This is a genomic window from Enterococcus hirae ATCC 9790 (genome assembly GCF_000271405.2).
In the GTDB taxonomy this organism is placed as follows: Bacteria; Bacillota; Bacilli; order Lactobacillales; family Enterococcaceae; genus Enterococcus_B; species Enterococcus_B hirae.
Genome location: NC_018081.1, coordinates 543,962 through 563,797, shown reverse-complemented (window position 1 = coordinate 563,797; position 19,836 = coordinate 543,962). Strand labels below are relative to the sequence as shown.

18 protein-coding genes are annotated in these 19,836 nt (G+C 38.8%); 11 read left to right on the top strand and 7 right to left on the bottom strand.

What is annotated here, in order from left to right:
• Nucleotides 1-3 precede the first annotated feature (3 nt).
• The 5 genes from dapD to EHR_RS02795 are packed head-to-tail and all read left to right on the top strand — an operon-like array spanning nt 4 to nt 5,326.
• Nucleotides 4-699, top strand: coding sequence for a 2,3,4,5-tetrahydropyridine-2,6-dicarboxylate N-acetyltransferase (dapD, locus tag EHR_RS02815; protein WP_010738540.1), 696 nt, complete (start codon nt 4-6; stop codon nt 697-699).
• 14 nt (nt 700-713) lie between these two features.
• Nucleotides 714-1,715, top strand: coding sequence for an aspartate-semialdehyde dehydrogenase (locus EHR_RS02810; RefSeq protein WP_014834302.1), 1,002 nt, complete (start codon nt 714-716; stop codon nt 1,713-1,715).
• Nucleotides 1,712-3,061 carry an aspartate kinase gene (locus tag EHR_RS02805; RefSeq protein WP_010720195.1) on the top strand — a complete coding sequence of 450 codons (1,350 nt, stop codon included), beginning with the start codon at nt 1,712-1,714 and terminating at the stop codon, nt 3,059-3,061. The genes EHR_RS02810 and EHR_RS02805 overlap by 4 nt, the downstream gene beginning before the upstream one ends.
• Nucleotides 3,021-4,130 carry a M20 family metallopeptidase gene (locus EHR_RS02800; protein ID WP_025480561.1) on the top strand — a complete coding sequence of 370 codons (1,110 nt, stop codon included), beginning with the start codon at nt 3,021-3,023 and terminating at the stop codon, nt 4,128-4,130. Before EHR_RS02805 ends, EHR_RS02800 begins: the two co-directional genes overlap by 41 nt.
• A gap of 29 nt (nt 4,131-4,159) precedes the next feature.
• Nucleotides 4,160-5,326, top strand: a complete 1,167-nt coding sequence (locus EHR_RS02795; RefSeq protein ID WP_010738537.1) for a pyridoxal phosphate-dependent aminotransferase — start codon at nt 4,160-4,162, stop codon at nt 5,324-5,326.
• A 163-nt stretch (nt 5,327-5,489) separates the two neighbouring features.
• On the opposite strand, the gene EHR_RS02790 is transcribed toward EHR_RS02795, so the two are convergent.
• Entirely contained in the window at nt 5,490-5,831 is a 342-nt protein-coding gene (locus EHR_RS02790) for a type II toxin-antitoxin system PemK/MazF family toxin (RefSeq protein ID WP_010738536.1), read from the bottom strand.
• Nucleotides 5,831-6,061, bottom strand: coding sequence for a type II toxin-antitoxin system PemI/MazE family antitoxin (gene mazE, locus EHR_RS02785; protein WP_010738535.1), 231 nt, complete (start codon nt 6,059-6,061; stop codon nt 5,831-5,833). The genes EHR_RS02790 and mazE overlap by 1 nt, the downstream gene beginning before the upstream one ends.
• A gap of 459 nt (nt 6,062-6,520) precedes the next feature.
• Here mazE and EHR_RS02780 point away from each other — a divergent pair, with 459 nt between their 5' ends.
• Complete coding sequence (locus EHR_RS02780) at nt 6,521-7,900, top strand: FAD-dependent oxidoreductase (protein ID WP_010738534.1); 1,380 nt, start codon at nt 6,521-6,523, stop codon at nt 7,898-7,900.
• 179 nt (nt 7,901-8,079) lie between these two features.
• On the opposite strand, the gene EHR_RS14390 is transcribed toward EHR_RS02780, so the two are convergent.
• Nucleotides 8,080-8,286 (bottom strand): helix-turn-helix domain-containing protein, encoded by a 207-nt coding sequence (locus EHR_RS14390; RefSeq protein ID WP_243464876.1) that lies wholly within the window; start codon nt 8,284-8,286, stop codon nt 8,080-8,082.
• A 95-nt stretch (nt 8,287-8,381) separates the two neighbouring features.
• The gene (locus EHR_RS02775) at nt 8,382-9,044 is read right to left on the bottom strand and encodes an AraC family ligand binding domain-containing protein (RefSeq protein ID WP_014834300.1); all 663 of its coding nucleotides are present in this window, start codon (nt 9,042-9,044) and stop codon (nt 8,382-8,384) included.
• 463 nt (nt 9,045-9,507) lie between these two features.
• On the opposite strand from EHR_RS02775, the gene EHR_RS02770 reads away from it, so the two are divergent.
• The 5 genes from EHR_RS02770 (at nt 9,508) to EHR_RS02750 (ending at nt 17,173) form a co-directional block, all read left to right on the top strand.
• Complete coding sequence (locus EHR_RS02770) at nt 9,508-11,499, top strand: alpha-L-rhamnosidase-related protein (RefSeq protein WP_010738532.1); 1,992 nt, start codon at nt 9,508-9,510, stop codon at nt 11,497-11,499.
• 17 nt (nt 11,500-11,516) lie between these two features.
• On the top strand, nt 11,517-12,857 hold the full coding sequence (locus EHR_RS02765; protein ID WP_010720189.1) for an MFS transporter: 1,341 nt from the start codon (nt 11,517-11,519) through the stop codon (nt 12,855-12,857).
• Nucleotides 12,858-12,968: 111 nt separating this feature from the next.
• Nucleotides 12,969-13,940, top strand: coding sequence for an AraC family transcriptional regulator (locus EHR_RS02760; protein WP_010738531.1), 972 nt, complete (start codon nt 12,969-12,971; stop codon nt 13,938-13,940).
• Between the two features lie 302 nt (nt 13,941-14,242).
• Entirely contained in the window at nt 14,243-15,574 is a 1,332-nt protein-coding gene (locus EHR_RS02755) for an MFS transporter (RefSeq protein ID WP_010720187.1), read from the top strand.
• An 18-nt stretch (nt 15,575-15,592) separates the two neighbouring features.
• Nucleotides 15,593-17,173: an alpha-L-rhamnosidase-related protein gene (locus tag EHR_RS02750; protein ID WP_010738530.1), complete on the top strand. Its 1,581-nt coding sequence runs from the start codon at nt 15,593-15,595 to the stop codon at nt 17,171-17,173.
• Nucleotides 17,174-17,437: 264 nt separating this feature from the next.
• Here the strand turns inward: EHR_RS02750 and EHR_RS02745 are convergent, their stop codons facing one another.
• Genes EHR_RS02745 through EHR_RS02735 form a run of 3 tightly spaced genes read right to left on the bottom strand, consistent with a single transcriptional unit; the run spans nt 17,438 to nt 19,591 of the window.
• On the bottom strand, nt 17,438-17,683 hold the full coding sequence (locus tag EHR_RS02745) for a hypothetical protein (protein WP_010720185.1): 246 nt from the start codon (nt 17,681-17,683) through the stop codon (nt 17,438-17,440).
• A 59-nt stretch (nt 17,684-17,742) separates the two neighbouring features.
• A complete protein-coding gene (locus EHR_RS02740; protein ID WP_010738529.1) occupies nt 17,743-18,240 on the bottom strand; it encodes a hypothetical protein in 498 nt (165 codons plus the stop codon).
• Entirely contained in the window at nt 18,203-19,591 is a 1,389-nt protein-coding gene (locus EHR_RS02735) for a Y-family DNA polymerase (RefSeq protein WP_010738528.1), read from the bottom strand. Before EHR_RS02735 ends, EHR_RS02740 begins: the two co-directional genes overlap by 38 nt.
• Nucleotides 19,592-19,836: the final 245 nt, after the last annotated feature.

The following is a 19,836-nucleotide window of genomic DNA, read 5'->3' as shown; positions in this document are numbered from 1 at the left end:
CAAATGGACGCACAAGCAATTATACGTTTGATTCAAACAGCTGATAAAAAAACACCGGTTAAAGTGTATTTAAATGTCACTGAACCAATTAAATTTGAAAAGTGTAAAGTATTTGGTCAGGGGAATAGCCAAATTATTTTCGGTGATTACCAAGAAATCGCACCAATCCTCGCAAAAGAATCCGCTAAAATCATTGAGATCGAAATAGAAGAAACAGCTAGAAATAGTGCCATACCTCTGCTTGATTTAAAAGAAATCGATGCTCGGATCGAGCCAGGAGCAATTATTCGGGATCAAGTAACGATCGGTGATCATGCGGTCATCATGATGGGAGCGATCATCAATATCGGTGCGGAGATTGGGGAAAACTCGATGATCGACATGGGGGCAATCTTAGGCGGAAGAGCGATTGTCGGCAAAAATTGTCACATTGGTGCGGGGGCAGTGTTGGCGGGTTTGATCGAACCGGCTTCCGCTCAACCAGTGGTGGTTGAAGACGGTGTCTTGGTTGGTGCGAATGCTGTCATTGTTGAAGGTGTCCGTATTGGCAAAAATGCAGTCGTAGCGGCTGGAGCAGTTGTTTTAGAAGATGTAGCCGCTGATACCGTAGTGGGTGGAACACCTGCCCGAGTATTAAAAATCAAAGACGAACAAACGAGGGAAAACACCGCATTGATCGCTGCATTACGGGAATTATAGAGAGGATGAAAAAGATGCGCAAAATAGATACCTGTATCGTTGGAGCAACTGGTTTAGTTGGTCAAACGATGTTGAACGTGTTAGCAGAATATGATTTTCCAGTAGGTCGTTTGAAATTATTAGCATCCAAGCGTTCAGCTGGAAAAGTCTGTGTGTTTAAGGGAAAAGAATACACAGTAGAAGAATTAACAAAGACATCATTTGACGGGTATGATTTAGCGCTTTTTTCAGCCGGAGCAGAAATTTCACTTGAATTTGCGCCACTTGCTAGAGAACATGGGTTGGTCGTCATTGATAATTCTTCTGCTTGGCGAGAAGATCCGTCGATTCCGTTGATCGTTCCAGAAGTCAATCTAGCAGATCATGAAATGAACCGATTGATTGCCAATCCAAACTGTTCCACGATCCAAGCCATTTTACCGTTAAAGGCATTGCAACAGACATTTGGTGTCAACCGCGTGAACTATTCCACCTATCAAGCGGTCTCTGGTTCGGGGCAACAAGGGCTAACTGATCTTCACGCCACTCAAAAAGGGCAGGAACCTTCGCTTTATCCGCATGATATCAGTCAAACAGTCATCCCCGAAATTGATGCACCGTTGGTTGATGGGTATACGAAAGAAGAACACAAAATGATGGCTGAAACAAGGAAGATCCTACATTTGCCTAACTTACCTGTCTCGGCTACTTGTGTACGTGTCCCCATCGAAGTTGGTCATGGTGTTTTAATCGCAGTCCAGTTGGCGCAGCCATTTTCACTTGCAGCAGTCCGTCAATGTTTGCAACATTTCCCGGGAATAACAGTCGTGGATGATTTGCCCAACTATACTTACCCGACCAGTATCCTTGCTAAAGGAACAGATGAGGTATACGTCGGCAGACTCCGGCATGATCCTACATTGGAAAATGGGCTGTTGCTGTATACCGTAGCGGATAATATCCGTAAAGGCGCAGCTGCGAATGCTGTACAAATCGCCTCTGCATTGTTATCACCAATCAGGGAGGTGATCCAATGAAAGTCGCAAAATTTGGTGGCTCATCGATGGCTCATGAAGAACAATTCAAAAAGGTAAAATCTATTATTTTAGCTGCTCCTGAACGAAGTGTGATCGTTGTTTCCGCTTTAGGAAAACGAACAAAAGAAGATGACAAAGTCACGGATCTCTTGTATTTGATCCATGCCTATCTTCATCATGGAGTCGATTGGACACCTTTGTGGGAAAGGATCTGTGAACGATTCATTCAAGTGAGAGATGTCTTGTCGTTGACTTTTCCGATTGAAGATGAATTATTAGAGATCCAAAAAAAATTACAGCGAGAAAAAGTCTCGCAAGATTTTTTGGTCAGTCGGGGAGAATATCTCACTGCGAAGTTATTAGCTGAATATGTTGGTTATACGTTTATAGATGCGAAAGAACTGATTTTCTTTGATTATACGGGTGAGATCGATGAAGAACGGACGAAACAAGCAATAATAACTATTTATCAAGAAAAAGGCCCACTAGTAGTCCCAGGATTCTATGGTGCTAATCCAGTTGGAAAAGAAAAATTGATGGGGCGAGGTGGGAGCGACATCACTGGCGCAATCTTAGCCAAACTATTGAATGCCGACTGTTATGAGAATTGGACGGATGTTTCTGGGATTATGATGGCTGATCCACGAATCATTGACACGCCAAAAATCATCAAAGAAATTTCATTTAGAGAATTACGAGAGATGGCGTATATGGGGGCAAATGTTCTCCATGAATCAGCTATTTTCCCAGTACAAGAAGCAGGTATCCCGATTCAAATAAAAAATACGAACGATCCAGAGGCGCAAGGCACTAGAATTTCCAGCAAAGAAGTCGAAAAAGAAAATGGCTTAACAGGGATTGCTGGAAAAAAAGATTTTCTTTCGCTAACACTATTTAAACGACATATGTCTGATGAAATCGGGTTTATTTGGAAAGCAATGAGTGTCTTTGCGAATCATGGTATTTCGATCGAACACATTCCTTCGGGGATCGACAATATTGGAGTAGTCGTTTCAGCAGAAGCCATTGCAGATCAATTATTTTTGATTACCAAAGAGTTAAAAGAAAATTTGGGTGTCGAGGAAGTCGAAATTATCGAGAATCTGGCATTGATCTCAGTTGTTGGCGGACCACATAAAGAACTGATTGGACTTTCTGGCAAAGTCTTATCCATCTTAAATCAACTAGAGATTCGGACATCGATCTTATCCCAAGGGGCACAAGAATTAAACTTGATCATTGGGGTAAAAAATGAAGAATATGAAACAGTCGTTAAAGGGCTCTATGAAGGGATGGTGAATGTCGATGTTAGCAAAACATCGCATGGCGTTACATCAAATTCCTGAAATCGGCTTTCATGAATTTAAAACCAAAGCGTATTTGCATGAACAAATCAAGGATCTTGGGGGAGTCCTGCATGAGATCGGCGAGACTGGTTTATTGCTTTATTTTGATCATCAACAAAACGAAACGATTGCTTTTCGGACAGATATTGACGCCTTACCGATCCAAGAAGAAACAAATCTTCCCTTTGCTTCTACTCATGAAGGGATGATGCATGCGTGTGGTCACGATGGACATATGGCAATGTTATTAGGGTTAACGGAATATATCGCAGATCATAAAGAACAGTTAATGTACAACGTTGTTCTGATTTTTCAACCTTCGGAAGAAATATCTGGCGGAGCGGAAAGTGTTATTCAAACAGGTTTGTTAGAGGACTATCAAGTCCAAGCGATTTTCGGGTTTCATTTATGGCCAGGTCTTCCCAAAGGCGAGATCTATTCACGATCGGGCGCCTTTATGGCACAAAGTAGTGAGACAGATATCATTGTCAAAGGGAGATCTGCCCATATTGCCTCTAGTGAACAAGGGATCGACAGTATCCGAGGAGCCATTGGTTTTATGGATGAAGTATACGAGTTGGAACAATCTTTACCTAAAGAATGGCGACGTTTAATAAAGTTTGGACAGATCACTGGTGGTACGATTCGAAATGTTTTAGCAAATGAAGTAACTATTTCAGGCAGCATCCGTTCTTATGATCAGCAAATCCAAGATTCGATCAAAGCACAACTGGCTGATTTAGCAGAGAAATTTCAAAAAAATTCGCAGGTATCGATCCAATTCCGTTATAATGATGGATATCCAGCGGTCATCAATGATCCTCACATATATACAGCCTTGAAGCAATCAGAAAAATTACATGAGCTTGAACAACCGGTCTTGCAAGCAGAGGATTTCGGTGTTTATACCCAGAAGTATCCATGTGTTTTTTTCTTTCTCGGTGTCGGTGATACACCAGCACTTCATGATGCACGATTTGATTTTGATATGGCTGTGTTAGAAAAGGGTGTCGCTTGGTATCAAACGATCCTTCATACAAAAGGACTTTTGCTAAAAAAGGATCAGTGACAAAGAAGTGATAAAAAGGAGAAAACCACATGAATTTAACCAATCGTTTTAATCACAGGCTTGCAAAAATAGCAGTGTCACAAATCAGAAGTTTTGACCAACAAATTTCTGCTATCCCCGATGTCATCAAGTTAACCTTAGGAGAGCCTGATTTTCCAACACCCGAACATGTCAAACAGGCGGGGATCACTGCTATTGAAGAAAATTATTCCCATTATACGGGGATGAGGGGACTACCCGAAGTTTGTGAAGCTGCTTGTTTATTTCAAAAAGAACGTTATGGGTTGGTATACGATCCTCAAACTGAAGTACTAACGACAGTTGGTGCCACAGAAGCAATCGCTGCTTCTTTACTAGCGATTTTAGAAGAAGGCGACAAAGTATTGATTCCTGCGCCTGCTTATCCTGGCTATCAGCCGATAGTGGATCTTGCTGGAGCGGAATTGATCACGATCGATACGTCAGAAACAGGCTTTATTTGCCAACCAGAACAGTTAGAAGCAGCCTTTGCTATTTATGGCGACTCGATCAAAGCAATTATCTTGAACTATCCAAGCAATCCAACAGGAACACTGTTAACTTCAGAACAAATGGCAAAATTAGCTGAAGTCATCAAACAACGATCGGTCTTCGTGATCAGTGATGAAGTCTATGCAGAGTTGAATTATGTCGGAGACCATGTCTCGCCAGCGTCTTATCTTCCGGAGCAAACAATTGTGATTAGCGGTTTATCCAAATCTCATGCGATGACCGGCTGGCGGATCGGCTTTATTTTTGCTCAAAAATATGTGATTGATGAAATCATCAAAGTCCATCAATATTTAGTCACTTCAGCCACTACGATGGCTCAAAAAGCTGCGGTTGAGGCACTTACTACCGGAATGTATGATGGGGAAAAAATGAAAGAACAGTATGCGAAGAGAAGAGATTATCTTTTAGGTCAATTAAGTGAGTTAGGGTTTGAAGTCATACCACCTGATGGCGCCTTTTACCTGTTTTGTAAACTGCCAAAAGAAGTTACCTTGAATTCTTGGGAGTTTTGCTTACAGTTAGCAGAACAAGGCAGAGTCGCCTGTATCCCTGGTTCAGCTTTTGGACCAGAGGGTGAAGGCTATATTCGGATTTCTTATGCAAGTAGTTTGGCAGAACTTACGGAAGCTTGCCAACGGATTCGCCTTTTTTTAGCTGATATGTAATCAAAAAAAATGAAAAGCTACGTTCATTTTATTGAACGAAGTTTTTCATTTTTTGTTTACTTTGTTGATTGAAAGAGGAACATTTGTCATTTTTCTTTTTTAATGGTGTACATTTTTTAGTTTTATTTGGCATAACGAAAGATTATGATCCAATTTAAGGTGCTTAAAATATATACTGGATAATCTGATCAATTTTAGCCATATCTTGTAAAGGTAAATTTTCGACCTTTTTGAGTTTTCTTTCCTTGAAATCAAGTGATTTTAATTGAGAAATAAGTACTTGTCCCTTTGTATCTAAATCTTTGGGAAGCGAATAGCGTGTCGGTAGATTTTTTATAGTAGAAGTAATTGGACAGATTATTGCAAACATTGTTGTGCAATTAAATTCATAACGAGATACAACCAAGCCTGGTCTTCTCTTTTGAATTTCTTTGCCTGTGGATGGATCAAAATCGATCCAAACAATATCCCCTTTTTTAGGAATATAATTTCTAGCTTTAGGCACTATAAAATTTCTCTCCCTTCAGGAGTTAAGTCTTTCCATTCATCTTTTTCGTAATACTCAGCTTCTTGTCCAGCACTAAATGGATCTTCGATTTTAGGAACTAATGTGATTGTCCCATCTTCAGAGTAGACAACAATATATTCTTGATTTTCTGAAGGTTTTTTACCATTATCAGACGGTAGTGTAATTACTACAGAACTACCTTGTAATCTAGATTTTGTAATGAGCATATATACCACCTCTTTACTCTTATAATACTATACAACATTAAGTAACGCAAAGTTTTTCCTGTATTTATTTGTAAATGTTAAGTGTTCTGAAACGATCTTTTTTGTACAGTTATTATTTTTGGTATGTTTTTTTCTAATTTCATGGCTGAGGAGGTCTATAGTACCAGCTAACTTTATTAGTATGGAAAATGTTTTTTATATAAATTTTACAAGTTAAGTCAAGCGATATAATTGACAAATAATAGCATAACCGTTTTATTTTTCTGTACAGTTATTTCTTACTAAAAAGTATTGCCATCTAAAAAGAAAGTTGATAAACATTTAAGTCAAAAACTTAATAGAGAAAGTCTTATTTTTTCTGTCCAATATTTGGGCATTTCTTTTGATTTATAAAAAATCGAGTGTTATGTTTGAATTGTTTAGAGTTATTCTAAATAATTGAACAAGGAGGTTTCATCAATGGAGAAAACAAAGGTTATTATTGTCGGCGCATCTCATGGCGGACATCAATCGATTTTAGAATTGCTATCTAGATATGGTGAAAATGTCGATATCACCTTATTTGAAGCAGGGGATTATGTTTCGTTCATGTCATGTGGCATGGAATTATATTTAGAGGACCAAGTGACAGATGTTAATGATGTACGAAATTTCAGACCAGAAAACTTTCCACAACCCAATGTTCACATTTTAAACAATCATGAAGTAAAAGCGATTCATGCAGACCAAAAGACAGTAACGGTGACTAGTATCTTAGATAAGAGTACCAAAGAGTATGAATATGATAAATTGATCTTAAGCTCAGGAGTAAAACCAAATTCATTGCCAGTACCAGGAACAGATTTAGAGAACGTTTATTTGATGCGTGGGTACGATTGGGCTACTAGAATCAAAGATAAATTAACTGATCCAGCGATCAAAAATGTAGCTGTTATCGGTGCAGGCTATATCGGGATCGAAGCCGCTGAAGCTTTTCAAAAAGCAGGGAAAGAAGTGACGTTATTAGACGTGATTGATCGACCATTAGGCACTTATTTAGATCCGGAAATGACGGATATTTTAACCGAACATTTAAAAGAAAAGGGTATCAAAGTCGTGACGGGTGCGAAAATCACTGCTTTCACTGGTGAGCAACAAGTCGCTGCGATTCAAACAGCAGATGAAGAAATCGCGACAGATCTTGTGATTCAAGCAGCTGGAGTCAAAGCGAATACGGAATGGCTAAAAGGAGTCGTAGATTTAGATGATCGTGGTTGGATCGTTACCGATGAATATTTGCAAACCAATTTACCTGATGTGTATGCAGTAGGGGATGCAACCCTTGCTTATTCGATACCTGCCCGCTCAAAAATGCCGATTGCACTAGCAACAGTGGCAAGAAGAGAAGCACGATATGTAGTCAAACATCTATTTGAGGATACACCAAGCCAACCATTTGGAGGCGTTGTAGGTTCTTCGGCATTAAGTGTTTTTGATTATCACTTTGCAGCTAGTGGTTTGAATAGTTTTACAGCAGAAAAAGCAGGCGTAGCCATTCGCACAGCTTATTATGAAGATACTATTCGTCCTAAATATGTACCTGAAGAATATGGGAACACGAAAGTTTCAATCCAATTATTCTTTGACCCAATGACACATCAAGTCCTTGGCGGAGCTGTTTTATCTACTTATGATGTGACTGCTCAAGGCAACGTACTAGCGCTAGCGATCCAACAAAAACTGACGATCGAAGATTTAGCAGAAGCTGACTTTTTCTTCCAACCTGGTTTTGATCGCCAATGGAATATGATCAATCTAGCCGCGCAACAAGCATTGGGAGAAGAACCATTTGTAGAATAAAATCAAACAATTAGAGACATTCGTTAGAAACGTGGTATTTTACGTAAAATATAAATGGACCGCCTGAAACATATCAATTGTTTCAGGCGGTTTTTGTTATTTTTTTTGTTAATAACTTTTCGTCACTGTTTTACAGTTGGAATTAGAGAGTTGTACCATTCATGTTTCAACTACTCTTTTTACATCCGTTTTTTTCGGAAATAATCAGGTGTTTTTCCGGTTTCTTTTTGGAAAAGTTTGAAAATCGAAGGGACACTTTTATAGCCGATTTTTAAGGCAATCGTACTTAAACTATCGTTTGTTTCTAGCATGAGTCGCTTTGCTTCAGATAAGCGTTTTTGATCGATCAACTCTTGGAAACTACTACCGGTTTTATTTTTTAACAAGTTGCTTAAATATTTTTTGTTATAGCCAAAAGTTTCTCCTAATTGCTGTAAGGTGATTTCTGCATAGTGATCATTGATATAATCTAAGATTTGAATCAGCGGCTCATTACGAATCGTTTTTTATTCGTGATAATCACTGGTGCTTGCGCGCTTTCTACCATCAGTGAAGAAAATAATAAATTCAGCAAAAGTTGCTTATGCACAGACTCTTTTTGATAAGTGGTCATCATCAGACTTTTAATTAGCTGATACGCTAAGGGACTCATTGATAAGTCTAGTAGGATATAACTAGTATGTTCAGTAGGCGAACGGGTTGCTTGAAAGAAAAAATCTGTGATTAGATTATTGGATTTTGGTAGATTAGGCAATAGAATATTTTGAATAGCTGGAATATCAAGGAGGAAATTGATCAAGATATCCTCTGCTCCTACATAATCGATTTGTTGGATAACCTTACTATCTAACAGAAGTAACTGTCCTTTTTCTAAATGAAAAACGTCACCGTTCAAACGCTGGGTGCACTGCCCATTGAATAAAAAATTCAACTCAATAAAATGATGGGTATGCGCGGGTGTGTAAGAAAATCTTGGATGTTTGTTAATTGCGATTGATCCAAACTCAAAGAACTTACTTTTAGGAATTTCTGGAACGATCGAACGATGATAGTTGAGGTTCATCGTATTAATATTTTTACCTGATTTTTTTTGCAATTTTTCGATTTCCGTTTCTTTGAATAACTCTGAGATCCATTTCTCCATGAACTTCACCTCTTAATGATCATCTTACCTTGCTATTAATGTAACACAACTTCTTAACCAAAAAACCTGTAGATTTGATATAAACATTCTGGATTTTGGAAATTGTTCCCTGAATATGAAAGCGGTTAATATGTAGAGGGAGAAAAAGCATAAGTGTTTAGGAAGGAGAACTTAAATCTATTTAACTATTGATTGATAACGGCCGTTCCTGTTTTTTTTAAGTGATGGAAAGTACAAAACGGAAATTTCTAACTTATTTTTGAAGAAGAGTGAGCTATCAAAATGACTAAACAAATGTGTTCATTTGGCTTAACTTTCGCTAGTTTGGGTGAGACGTACGGGGCTGTTTCATTTGTTATTAATCAATGTGTTCAAAAGGCTTAGACTATCAGTTATTGACAATGAGAAAAAAGAATCGTGCATGATTACCATTGCTACGATCCAAAACCAAGGAGTGTGGAAGATGAATAGTGAAAAACAAACAAGATGGTTATGGTACCCAGGAGATTTTGAAATCAGACAAGGATTATTACAAAATTTTTCAAGAGAAGAAAGAGGCTATGACTGGCCTGCTTATTGGAACGTTGATGATTGTCATAAAAATGTGAAATTCAAACGTTACTACGAACTGACAGAACCAACTTCTTTTATTGTTTATGCAACAGGGATTGGCTATGTGGAAGTGAATGGGAAAAAGTATCCACTTAAAGAAACAATCAATTGTCAGCCTGGAAAGAATAAAATCAGGATTTTTGTAGGCAACGCAACTGGATTACCCGCTGTCTTTGTCGAAGGAGAGGTTATCAAGAGTGATGTAGGTTGGCGAGCAAGTAACTTTATTGAAGAACTACCAGCTGGTTGGAGCTCACTTTATTTGGATAAAGCAAACGATCCAAATCATGTCTATTTTGAAAAAAAAGTGGTTACACCTGTTTCAATCAACGAACAGAATGAGGGGGTATTGATTGATTATGGTCGTGCGGTTTACGGAACACTGGCGATCAAAAAAATGACACATGGGCAACCGATCATGATTTGCTATGGTGAATCTGCATCAGAAGCATTGGATGTGGAGATGTGCTATTACAAAGAAAAAGCAGCTACTGTTGAAACAATCCCAAGAAAGCGTGCTTTTCGGTATTTGTTTGTTCCAGATGTTGCGAAGGAAGAAATTGAGATCGAGGCGATCCATGAATCCCTTCCTTTAACCAATCATGCTGCTTTTTCTTCAGACAATGTCCTTTTAAACAAGATTTGGGAAGTTTCTGTGGAAACATTTACCCTATGTAGTGGATTGTTCTTTATCGATGGGATCAAGCGAGATCGGTGGATCTGGTCAGGCGATGCTTACCAAAGCTATTTTATCAACCAATATCTCTTTTTCGATGAAGAAATCAATACCCGAACGATGTTAGCGCTTCGTGGGCAAAATGAAATCAAGCAACATATGAATACGATCGTTGACTACTCGATTTTATGGATCATCGCTGTTGAGAATCACTATCTAATGACGGGTGACACGGTTTTCTTGAAACAAATCTATCCTAAGATGAAGACGATGATGGACTATCTCCAAGCACAAACGAATGAACTTGGCTTTATTTATGGGCGAGAAAAAGATTGGTTGTTTATTGACTGGACGGAGATGGATCGAGAAGGAACCTTGGCAGCAGAACAAATTCTATTGCTTAAAGCTTACCAAACGATGATGACTTGTGGAGCTGTTTTGGGTGAAGTAGATGACTATGAACAGAAGTATCAACAACTAAAAGAAAACGTCATGAGCTATTTCTGGGACGAAGAAAAGCAGGCATTTATTGATTCCTATGAATCGAAAAAGCGCCACGTAACTCGTCATGCCAATATCTTTGCCATTTTATTCGATTTAGTAGAACAAGAAAAGAAAGAACAGATTTTAACCCATGTATTGTTAAACCCTGAAATTACCCAGATCACGACACCTTATTTCAAATTTTTCGAGCAAGATGCTCTATGTAAAATGGGTCAAACAGACCAAGTGTATCAAATCATCTGTGATTACTGGGGCAGAATGGTTGAAAGAGGGGCAGTGACATTCTGGGAAGAATATATCCCTGAGGAAACGGGCGAACAAGTGTATGAAATGTATGGGGATCCTTTTGGCAAAAGCTTATGCCATGCTTGGGGAGCAAGCCCGATCTATCTATTAGGCAGATATTTCGCAGGTGTCCGACCACTTTCACCAGGATATCAAACTTTCGTTGTTGAACCTAATCTAGCTGCTTTTGAAAGTCTAAACATGCAAATACCAATCAAAAATGGACTTGTCACAATCAATAAAGAACAAGAACAGCTACACATCTCAACGACACGAGAAGGAGGGATTCTCCGTATCAACCAGCAAGTGGTTCATTTAGAGCCAGGAAAAAATTATGATATCTCCCTTGAAACAACTAAGAGCAAACAACTGATTTGAAAAAGGAGAGGATTGGAATGCAACAAACACGAATCAGTGTAAAGGAAAAAATTGGTTTTGCTTTAACAAATCTCGGAAATATCCCAGTGATGACGTTGTTGAATACGTACCTTTTGATTTTTTATACCGATGTAATTGGCATTAATCCTGCTGTAGTTAGTACGCTTTTTCTGGTCTCCAGACTACTTGATGGTTTCAGTGATCCTTTATTAGGTTTTTTGATCGATCGTTTCCCAGTGACACGCTTTGGCAAATATCGCCCGATTTTGGTGCTGGGAACAGTGATTTGTTGTATCAACTATTTACTCGTTTGGTTTGCACCGTTACTTTTTACTAGTCAAAAAATCGTCGTTATCTATATTTCTTATATTTTGTTAGGTATCACTTTTGATTTAATGGATATCCCATTAAATAGTTTGATCCCCGTATTAACCGATCAAGAAGCCGATCGAAACATCTTGTCGTCCATAAAAGGTGTGTCGTATACAGTAGGACCTACTTGTTTGAATATTTTGGCACCGTTGATCCTTTCCGCTTACAATAATGGGCTTTCTGGGTATACCTTGTTGATTGTCGGAACGGTACTAGTCGTCTTGTTCTTCACGATTTTTGGTACATTAGCACTAAAAGAAAGAGGGAATGAAGAGCCCGCTGAATTATCGCAAGAGCGCGGCTATTCTTATAAAGAAGCGCTTGCTATCTTAAAAATTCGTCCAGTGATGACCCTATTTATCAGTATGCTTTTTATTACCGCCGCAAGCAATATCTTTAGTGGATCGCTTTTGTATTATTTGAACTATATTTTGAATGACACAAAATTGCTAAGTTTCGCTAGTTTTTTAGGACTGTTTGGTGCTTTAGGAGCAGGTGTGTTGGTCCCTAGTTTATCTAAGCGATGGGGGAAGAAAAAAGTATATGTTGGCGCATTATCTTTACTCTGTTTAGCGATGATCGTGATGATCGGCGTGCATCAATCGAAAATGATTTTCTTAGGGGCTTATCTTGCTGTCCAAGTTGGCTTAGGGCTAACCAATACTTTGCAGTATAGTTTATCTGCTGATAACGTGGATCAAATAAAACACGAGTTGGGAATTGAAACAGCAGCGCTGATCGCTTCATTGAATTCTTTTATCATGAAATTTGCGATGGCGATTGGTGGAGCTATCCCAGGATTTGTTTTGAGCTATACAGGCTATGTAGCGAATCAGGCGCAATTATCTAGCGCATCATTTGGCATTATTTTCTCTACTTTTGTAGTACCACTTGTTTTTTATCTAATCACGCTCGGTGTTTTCCAAATCGGTTATCCAGCGAACTATTTATTTGTTACGACTAAGGAAAAACCTTCCATTGGTTGATTTGCTGCTTTTTCGTTCGTTAGACTGAAAGATAGTTACCTAATTACCTAAAAGATCTGGTTGCTATTGACGAAAAGCTAACTGAAAATGAAGAAAAAGGGGAGGATGCCAGTGTTTACCTTTGAGCAACTAAAAATATTTTTGATGGAAAATAACGAAATTGAATGTCGACAACAAATTGATGGTCAAAATATCAATGACCAACAGTTGCCCTATGAGACAGTCGCAGTACCTAAAATGCCCAAAAACCAATTTTTCAAAGAGGGTAATATCTTTATCAATAAACATCATCGTTACGCTGAAATGCCTGCACATACGCATGGATTTGTTGAATTTAACTATATGTTGTCTGGTTCATGTGTCCAATATGTCAACGATAAGAAAATTCACTTGAAAGAAGGTGAATTGCTGTTATTAGACAAAGAAATCGTTCAGCGTATCGATCCTTTAGAAGAGGAAGACCTTTTGATCAATATTTTATTGAAAGGGGAATCGATTACGACTGACATCGTGATCAATATGGTGAAGTCACGTGGATTGGTCAATGAATTTCTATTAAATGCTTCGCAGGAAAAAGGAAAACATGATGAATTTATCCATTTTCATTGTGGTGATAACTTAGAAGTGCAAGGGTTATTGCACAAAATGATTTTGGAATATTACAACAAACAAGACTATTATATGCGGGCACTGAATCTGAGATTGTCTTTACTATTGATCGAACTTACCCGTGATTTAGAAGAATATGTTACGCAACGTGAGAATCAGGAATTATTAGAGATTTTACGATATATCGATCTTCATTTTCGAAAACTGACACTGAAAAATCTAGCGAAACATTTTGGTTATAATGCAAATTATTTAAGTAATAAATTGAAAAAAGAAACAGGGAGTTCTTTCCAAGAATTGATCAATTCTTTGCGGTATAAAACGATGATCGAGTTGATGAGAGAAACGAATAAAACTTTTGAAGAAATCTCGTATGAACTTGGTTTTGAAACTCTTGCTTCTTTGTACAAATTAGTCGGAAAATACACAGAACTGACACCTAAAGAACTCAAAGATAGTCTGTTAAAAAAATAGAATAGGCAGTTGTGATGCAACGAGTCCTTTTTCTCAGGTGATCTGTAAAAAAGATTTGACCAATCATGAACTGGCAATGAAAAGCGAAGATTAACGAAAGCGTATTCCAAATGTATTGGATAAGTGTGAACCTTCTTTTCGTTTCCTGAATGTTCGAAAAAGAATCGCTTGTTTGATTCGCTGAAGCATACGAATGTGATTTGGATAAAAAGAACACTTTTTTTGCTATAGTCCTGAGTAATTCATACGTTTACAATTCTAACTGTTCGAACTTATAAAACTTATTTTAAGGAGTGTTTTTTATGAAGAAACAACAGGCATCAACTACTACCACGGTCAAAGAGTATTCGCCTCTAGCTGTCGCTGCTGGAATTGGCTCCATGCTTGGATCTGGCTGTATTGTTGGACTCTCAGCGACGATTCCCGTTTGGCAAAAGGGACTAGAGCTGACAACTGGACAAGTCGGGATCGTTTCTGGCGGGCTAACTTTTGCAATCGCTTTCGGATCGCTGTTTACCGGACAGATATCAAAAGCATTTGGCTTGATCCGTTCATTTAACTGGATCAATTTGTTTTACGCGATCGGAGCTGCGGTCTGTATTCTAGCCACAAGTTTCCCAATGCTCTTATTAGGCGTGATTATCATGGGCGTAGCATCTGGAGCAGACTTACCATTAAGTTTGACCGTTGTTTCTCATGATGCACCTGATGAGCATACTTCTGCTCGTTTGATTTCTTCCACACAGATTTTTTGGCAGGTGGGGATATTCATTTCTTACATCTGTTCGTTTCTTTTATCGGGAATCGAAGGTGTGTTAGGAGCAAGAATTGTTTTTGCCATCTTATTTACGTTTGCAGTGATCACTTGGTTATGGCGGACACTTTCACCTAAGTTTAGACAATTTCATGAAGCCGGAGCTGCTCGACAAGCAATGACCAAAGTGACAAGCGACTCGAAAGAAGTTTCTTTCAAGACAGTACTATTTGGGGAAAACAAACAAAAATACCTTGGCTTTTTCGCCGCTATCTTGATTTTTTATGTGTGTTGGAACCTCTTAGCGAATACTTGGGGACAATTTCAAACCTATGCTTTGACAAATGCCGGAGCTAGTCAAGCACAAGCTACAGGATTAGGGATCGGGTTGAATGTGATTTCTTTAGCAACAACGATTGCATTTGCCTCTGTTGCAGGTGGTAAATTTAGAAACAAAGCTTTCTTTATTGGGGCAGTCGTTCAATTTGGCGCAATGTTAGGTATGGCATTGATCGGTGGTGGTGCAGGATTTATTGCATTAGCGATCACAATTGCTTTTTATAATTTTGGGAATCCACTAGCCGGAGAAGCAATCTACAAAGTGTGGACACAAGAATCTTTCCCAGCAGAAACACGAGCTTCACTTCAAGGGTTCATCAATGGTTTTTCAAGAATGTGTTGTGGATTATTTGCTTTTGTTACCCCTTACTTAGTTGCTCCTGATCGTATCCAGACGTCTATGTTTGGCTTTGCGGGAATCGTTTTAGTAGCAACAATTGCTGGAGTAATCATGATGCGTCTACAGAAAAAATACCCAGTGATTGATCCGGTGGATAAAGAGTTGGCTGAAGGAAAAATGACTGCATCGTTCACCAAGTAAAGAAGAGGAGAAAGCAAAATGGCATTTACTTTTCAAATCAATCAAGATGTGCGTTGGGAAAAGGACGAGGCACTGTTAACCAAAGCACAACAACATGTACCAAATCTCCTGAAAACGAAGATCGAACCAGTAGCAATCACTGAAGTCGTTGAAGACCCACATGGTTTGAATGGGTATTCAGCAATTAACAGTGACAAAGAAATCACACAACTAGCTGATTATACTTTAAAAAGGGATGAAGCGATTATCTTAGATTTAGGGGATCATTATGTTGGGCATTTTAGTCTGTCCATTGACTCGGTTGGTTCGCCAATGGATGCGCCCTTATATTTACAACTGAAATTTGCAGAAGTACCCGCTGAACTTGCGGCAGATTCTAGTGCATATGATGGTTGGTTGTCAAAGTCTTGGATTCAAGAAGAATTTATCCATCTAGATGTTTTACCGGCACGTTTAGAATTACCAAGAAGATATAGCTGTCGTTATATTGAGCTAAAGGTGTTAGATACTTCACCCAAGTGGCAAGCTAGTTTTTCTGATCCGCTTTTTATCGCAGAAAGTTGTGTGTCACTCGACCAATTACCAAAGCCTGTGATCGCTGATGAAGAACTTGCTTCCATCTACCAAGTTTCTGTTAAAACATTATTTGATTGCATGCAAGAAGTCTTTGAAGATGGGCCCAAACGAGATCGCCGATTATGGATTGGTGATTTACGTTTACAAGCGTTAGCGAATTATGCGACTTTCGGTGATTTAGCTTTAACGAAACGTTGTCTTTATTTATTTGGTGGGATGACGACCAGTGAAGGGAAGATTCCAGCCAATGTTTTCACAGCCCCGCAATTGACGCCAGATGATACGTTTTTATTCGACTATAGTTTGTTTTTTGCAGTGATCTTAGCTGATTTTTACCATCAGACGAAAGATTCAGTTGTCTTGCAGGATTTATATCCAGTAGCGAAAAAGCAGATGGAACTAGCACTGACATGTGTCGATGAAGAGGGACGCCTGAATTTGTTAGAAGAGTGGCCAGTATTTATTGACTGGTCGAATGAGTTTGAAAAGAGTACAGCAGGGCAAGCAGTGTTGATCTATGCGATGAAACGATTCAACCAGTTGGCAGAACAAATGAAAGATCCACAACTGAGTCATTACCAAGAAACAACAGAGAAACTGATTGCGTTTGCGAAGCAACAATTATTTGATGAAGAACAAAAGCAGTTTATTATTGAAACAACCGGAGAAATCAATGTGGCGAGTCAAGTTTGGATGGTTTTAGCAGAGGTCTTTGATCAACCAATGAATCGAGAAATTTTGGAGACGATGATTGCTCATCATTTTCCGATCACAGGGATTGCTACACCTTATATGTATCATCATGTAGTCGAAGCGTTATTTGTAGCTGGACTTCAAGAAGAAGCTATCCAGTTAATGAAAAACTATTGGGGCAAAATGATTCAGCTGGGAGCAGACACTTTTTGGGAAGCTTTTAAACCAGAAGAACCAGATTTTTCTCCTTATGGCAGCCCGATCATCAGTAGTTATTGCCATGCGTGGAGCTGTACGCCAGCGTACTTGATCGAAAAATATCTAAATTGAAAAAGCAGTCAGTTACTTTACATTGTCAACTGAAAAAAAGACAGTTGGATCGTTAAGTAATGATTCACTGATTCATCCTAGACATAAGCAAAAAATCTCAAAACCATTTTTGCGGTTTTGAGATTTTTTGCTGTAGTATGAAACGGACGAGCAGTTTATCCGTATAATCAAAGGTTTATCGCTTACGAGAAGACTTGTACGTTTTTTGGGGGGAGTCCATGCGTTCCATATAATAGGATTAGGTGTTCCAATTATATGGCTTTGTTAGGATGTCGGTTCCTTTAGATGTAAAATATCTTCCCAAAAGTGAAAGTATTGATCGGTCAATTGGATTTCAACGATGTCCACCCAATGAATCAATTGCTCATCTAAGGAAAATCCTTTTTCTGTCATGTCTCGTTGGACAAATCCTCGATAAGTGTTGTTATCCTTACAGCGGACAATGATTTCTTGTTTGGCAATAAACGCAGTGATAGCGATCGTTTCAAAATGTTGATGGACTGTTTTCAAAAAATCACTTCTTTCTAGTTTAATGAAATAGGCATTTTATGCTGATCAATGACAAAACGCTACTCTTCTTCAGGAAAACTTTGGTAAAATTCATCTTTGATCGGAACGATCTCTTCGTTAAGACTTCGGTTACTTAACGTTTCATGTTGTGTGACTGACTGGGGAAAATAGGAAACATCAAACCACTTATCTTCCTGTTTTATTTGAACATGTCGGACGTCACACCAGTGAACGGTCTGTTCTTCAAGGATAAAATAGTCGTGATAAGCTTCACCAGTAAAGAAACCCTCGATGCTATCTAAGTAGCGGCCAAATTCATCTTTGGTATTTAATTGCAGACTTACTTTTTTATGGTAAAGAAAAGCCTCTAATAAAACACTATCCATTTCTTCTCGAGACATTTGTTCCAACGGACGAATCTCTTTCACTGCCCACGCTTCATTTTTTTTGATCCCAGTGACTAGCTCTTCCATAGCGAATGCGGTGCCCCATTTTAATCCGAATGGGCGATCTCGGTATTCATTGTAGTCGAGAAATTCTTTTTTTGTTCGACGCATAGCCCTCACCTTCAATACCGGCATGACCACCAGCGTGTCCGCCAACGAGTGAACTCCTTGCGATCGCACGGCCACCTTCTAATAAGCTATGGGCATGGACAATTGCACTGAACCCATATTTTTGGCGAATACGATCAACGACAAAATCGATTTTGGCATCGTTGACTTGTTCATCGGGATCTGCAAATAGATTCAATTGCAGACTGTCTGTGTAAATTAGTTTGGAGCAGTTGACACCGACACTGCGAATGTCTTGATGCTGGTAATGTTTACGAAAAAGATTCAATAAAATGAGACTGAGTTCATGACTAGAATTTGTCGGCTCCACTTTTAGTTGTTGATGAAATCCAGTTTTCCCTAGACGATCTCGATAACCTAAAGAGTAGCCCATCCACAAGCTAACAACTTGCGCTTTCGCATGTTCACGCCGCAGACGAGTTCCGACTTGATCAGCCATTTCTTTAAGAACGATTTCAAGTTCTTCACGCCTTGTATAATCACGATTCAAAATTTGACTATTCCCAATACTTTTTGATTTGGGGGTATAGTCTTCTCCTAAAAAACTTCGATCAATTCCCCAAGCATGGGCAAAAAGCTGGGTGCCAATCACTCCGAATTTTTCTTTTAATTGGTAATAATCCGCATGAGCTAAATCATAAACAGAATGAATCCCCAGTCGTTTGAGCCGTTTCGCTGTCTGATGACCAATTCCCCAAAAATCGGTGAGAGAAGGAATACGCCAAACATTGTCTGCTACATCTGCATAGCGCCATTCGGCCATTCGCTCTTTTCCTTTAGAACCGTTATCCAACGCTAACTTAGCTAGTAGTGGGTTATCACCAATCCCAATAGTTGTATGGATTCCTGTTTGTTGGTAGACATCCCGGTAGATGATTTCAGCTAATTCCCAAGCACTTTTGACTTTAAAAAGTTTCAAGCTGTTGGTGACATCAAGAAAGCTTTCATCAACAGAATAGACATGGTGATTCTCTTCATCCACGTACTTTTTATAAATAGCATTTATTTCGGTATTTTTTTTCATGTAGTAAGCCATTCGTGGAGGGACCATATAAAGATCGTCGGGATAGGGAAAGGGTAAATCCCTTGCTCGACTGATATTTGTAATATGATAGGCTTTTTTTGCAGCTGGACTAGCAGCTAAGATCAAGCCACTACCTCGTTCATCGGTTTTCCCTGACGGATAGGACATGACGACGAGTTTGGTTGTTAGAGGATCTAAATGACGTTCGGCACACTCAACAGAAGCATAAAACGACTTACAATCGATGCAAAGAATATCTCTCGAAGGTTCTTTTGTGTAATCAAAGACTGGATTTTGATTTCGAATCATATTCGCCACCTCTTCCTATTGATTAGAACACATGTTCGCGTTTTGTGTCAACGAAAAAACGTGATGGAATGGGTAAAAAAATAATAGAAAAGAAGACATTTGTCTTTTTATCGTTTAGAGAAATAGGTAGTATCTGGAGCAAAATTAGATTGAAAGAAAAAATTGCTAGATGACCTCCTCGTTTAATAAAAAATGTTATTTTATTTTTTGCTGATCAGAAAGTCATTAATAAGTTTTACTCTCAA

Bases quoted from the DNA above. Each gene is read 5' to 3' on its own strand.
- EHR_RS02795 (WP_010738537.1), top strand. From the start codon at position 4,160: ATGAATTTAACCAATCGTTTTAATCACAGGCTTGCAAAAATAGCAGTG.
- EHR_RS02735 (WP_010738528.1), bottom strand. From the start codon at position 19,591: ATGATTCGAAATCAAAATCCAGTCTTTGATTACACAAAAGAACCTTCG.
- EHR_RS02800 (WP_025480561.1), top strand. From the start codon at position 3,021: ATGTTAGCAAAACATCGCATGGCGTTACATCAAATTCCTGAAATCGGC.
- EHR_RS02750 (WP_010738530.1), top strand. From the start codon at position 15,593: ATGGCATTTACTTTTCAAATCAATCAAGATGTGCGTTGGGAAAAGGAC.
- mazE (WP_010738535.1), bottom strand. From the start codon at position 6,061: ATGCTCATTACAAAATCTAGATTACAAGGTAGTTCTGTAGTAATTACA.
- EHR_RS02780 (WP_010738534.1), top strand. From the start codon at position 6,521: ATGGAGAAAACAAAGGTTATTATTGTCGGCGCATCTCATGGCGGACAT.
- EHR_RS02765 (WP_010720189.1), top strand. From the start codon at position 11,517: ATGCAACAAACACGAATCAGTGTAAAGGAAAAAATTGGTTTTGCTTTA.
- EHR_RS02810 (WP_014834302.1), top strand. From the start codon at position 714: ATGCGCAAAATAGATACCTGTATCGTTGGAGCAACTGGTTTAGTTGGT.
- EHR_RS02770 (WP_010738532.1), top strand. From the start codon at position 9,508: ATGAATAGTGAAAAACAAACAAGATGGTTATGGTACCCAGGAGATTTT.
- EHR_RS02740 (WP_010738529.1), bottom strand. From the start codon at position 18,240: ATGCGTCGAACAAAAAAAGAATTTCTCGACTACAATGAATACCGAGAT.
- EHR_RS02775 (WP_014834300.1), bottom strand. From the start codon at position 9,044: ATGGAGAAATGGATCTCAGAGTTATTCAAAGAAACGGAAATCGAAAAA.
- EHR_RS02755 (WP_010720187.1), top strand. From the start codon at position 14,243: ATGAAGAAACAACAGGCATCAACTACTACCACGGTCAAAGAGTATTCG.
- dapD (WP_010738540.1), top strand. From the start codon at position 4: ATGGACGCACAAGCAATTATACGTTTGATTCAAACAGCTGATAAAAAA.
- EHR_RS02805 (WP_010720195.1), top strand. From the start codon at position 1,712: ATGAAAGTCGCAAAATTTGGTGGCTCATCGATGGCTCATGAAGAACAA.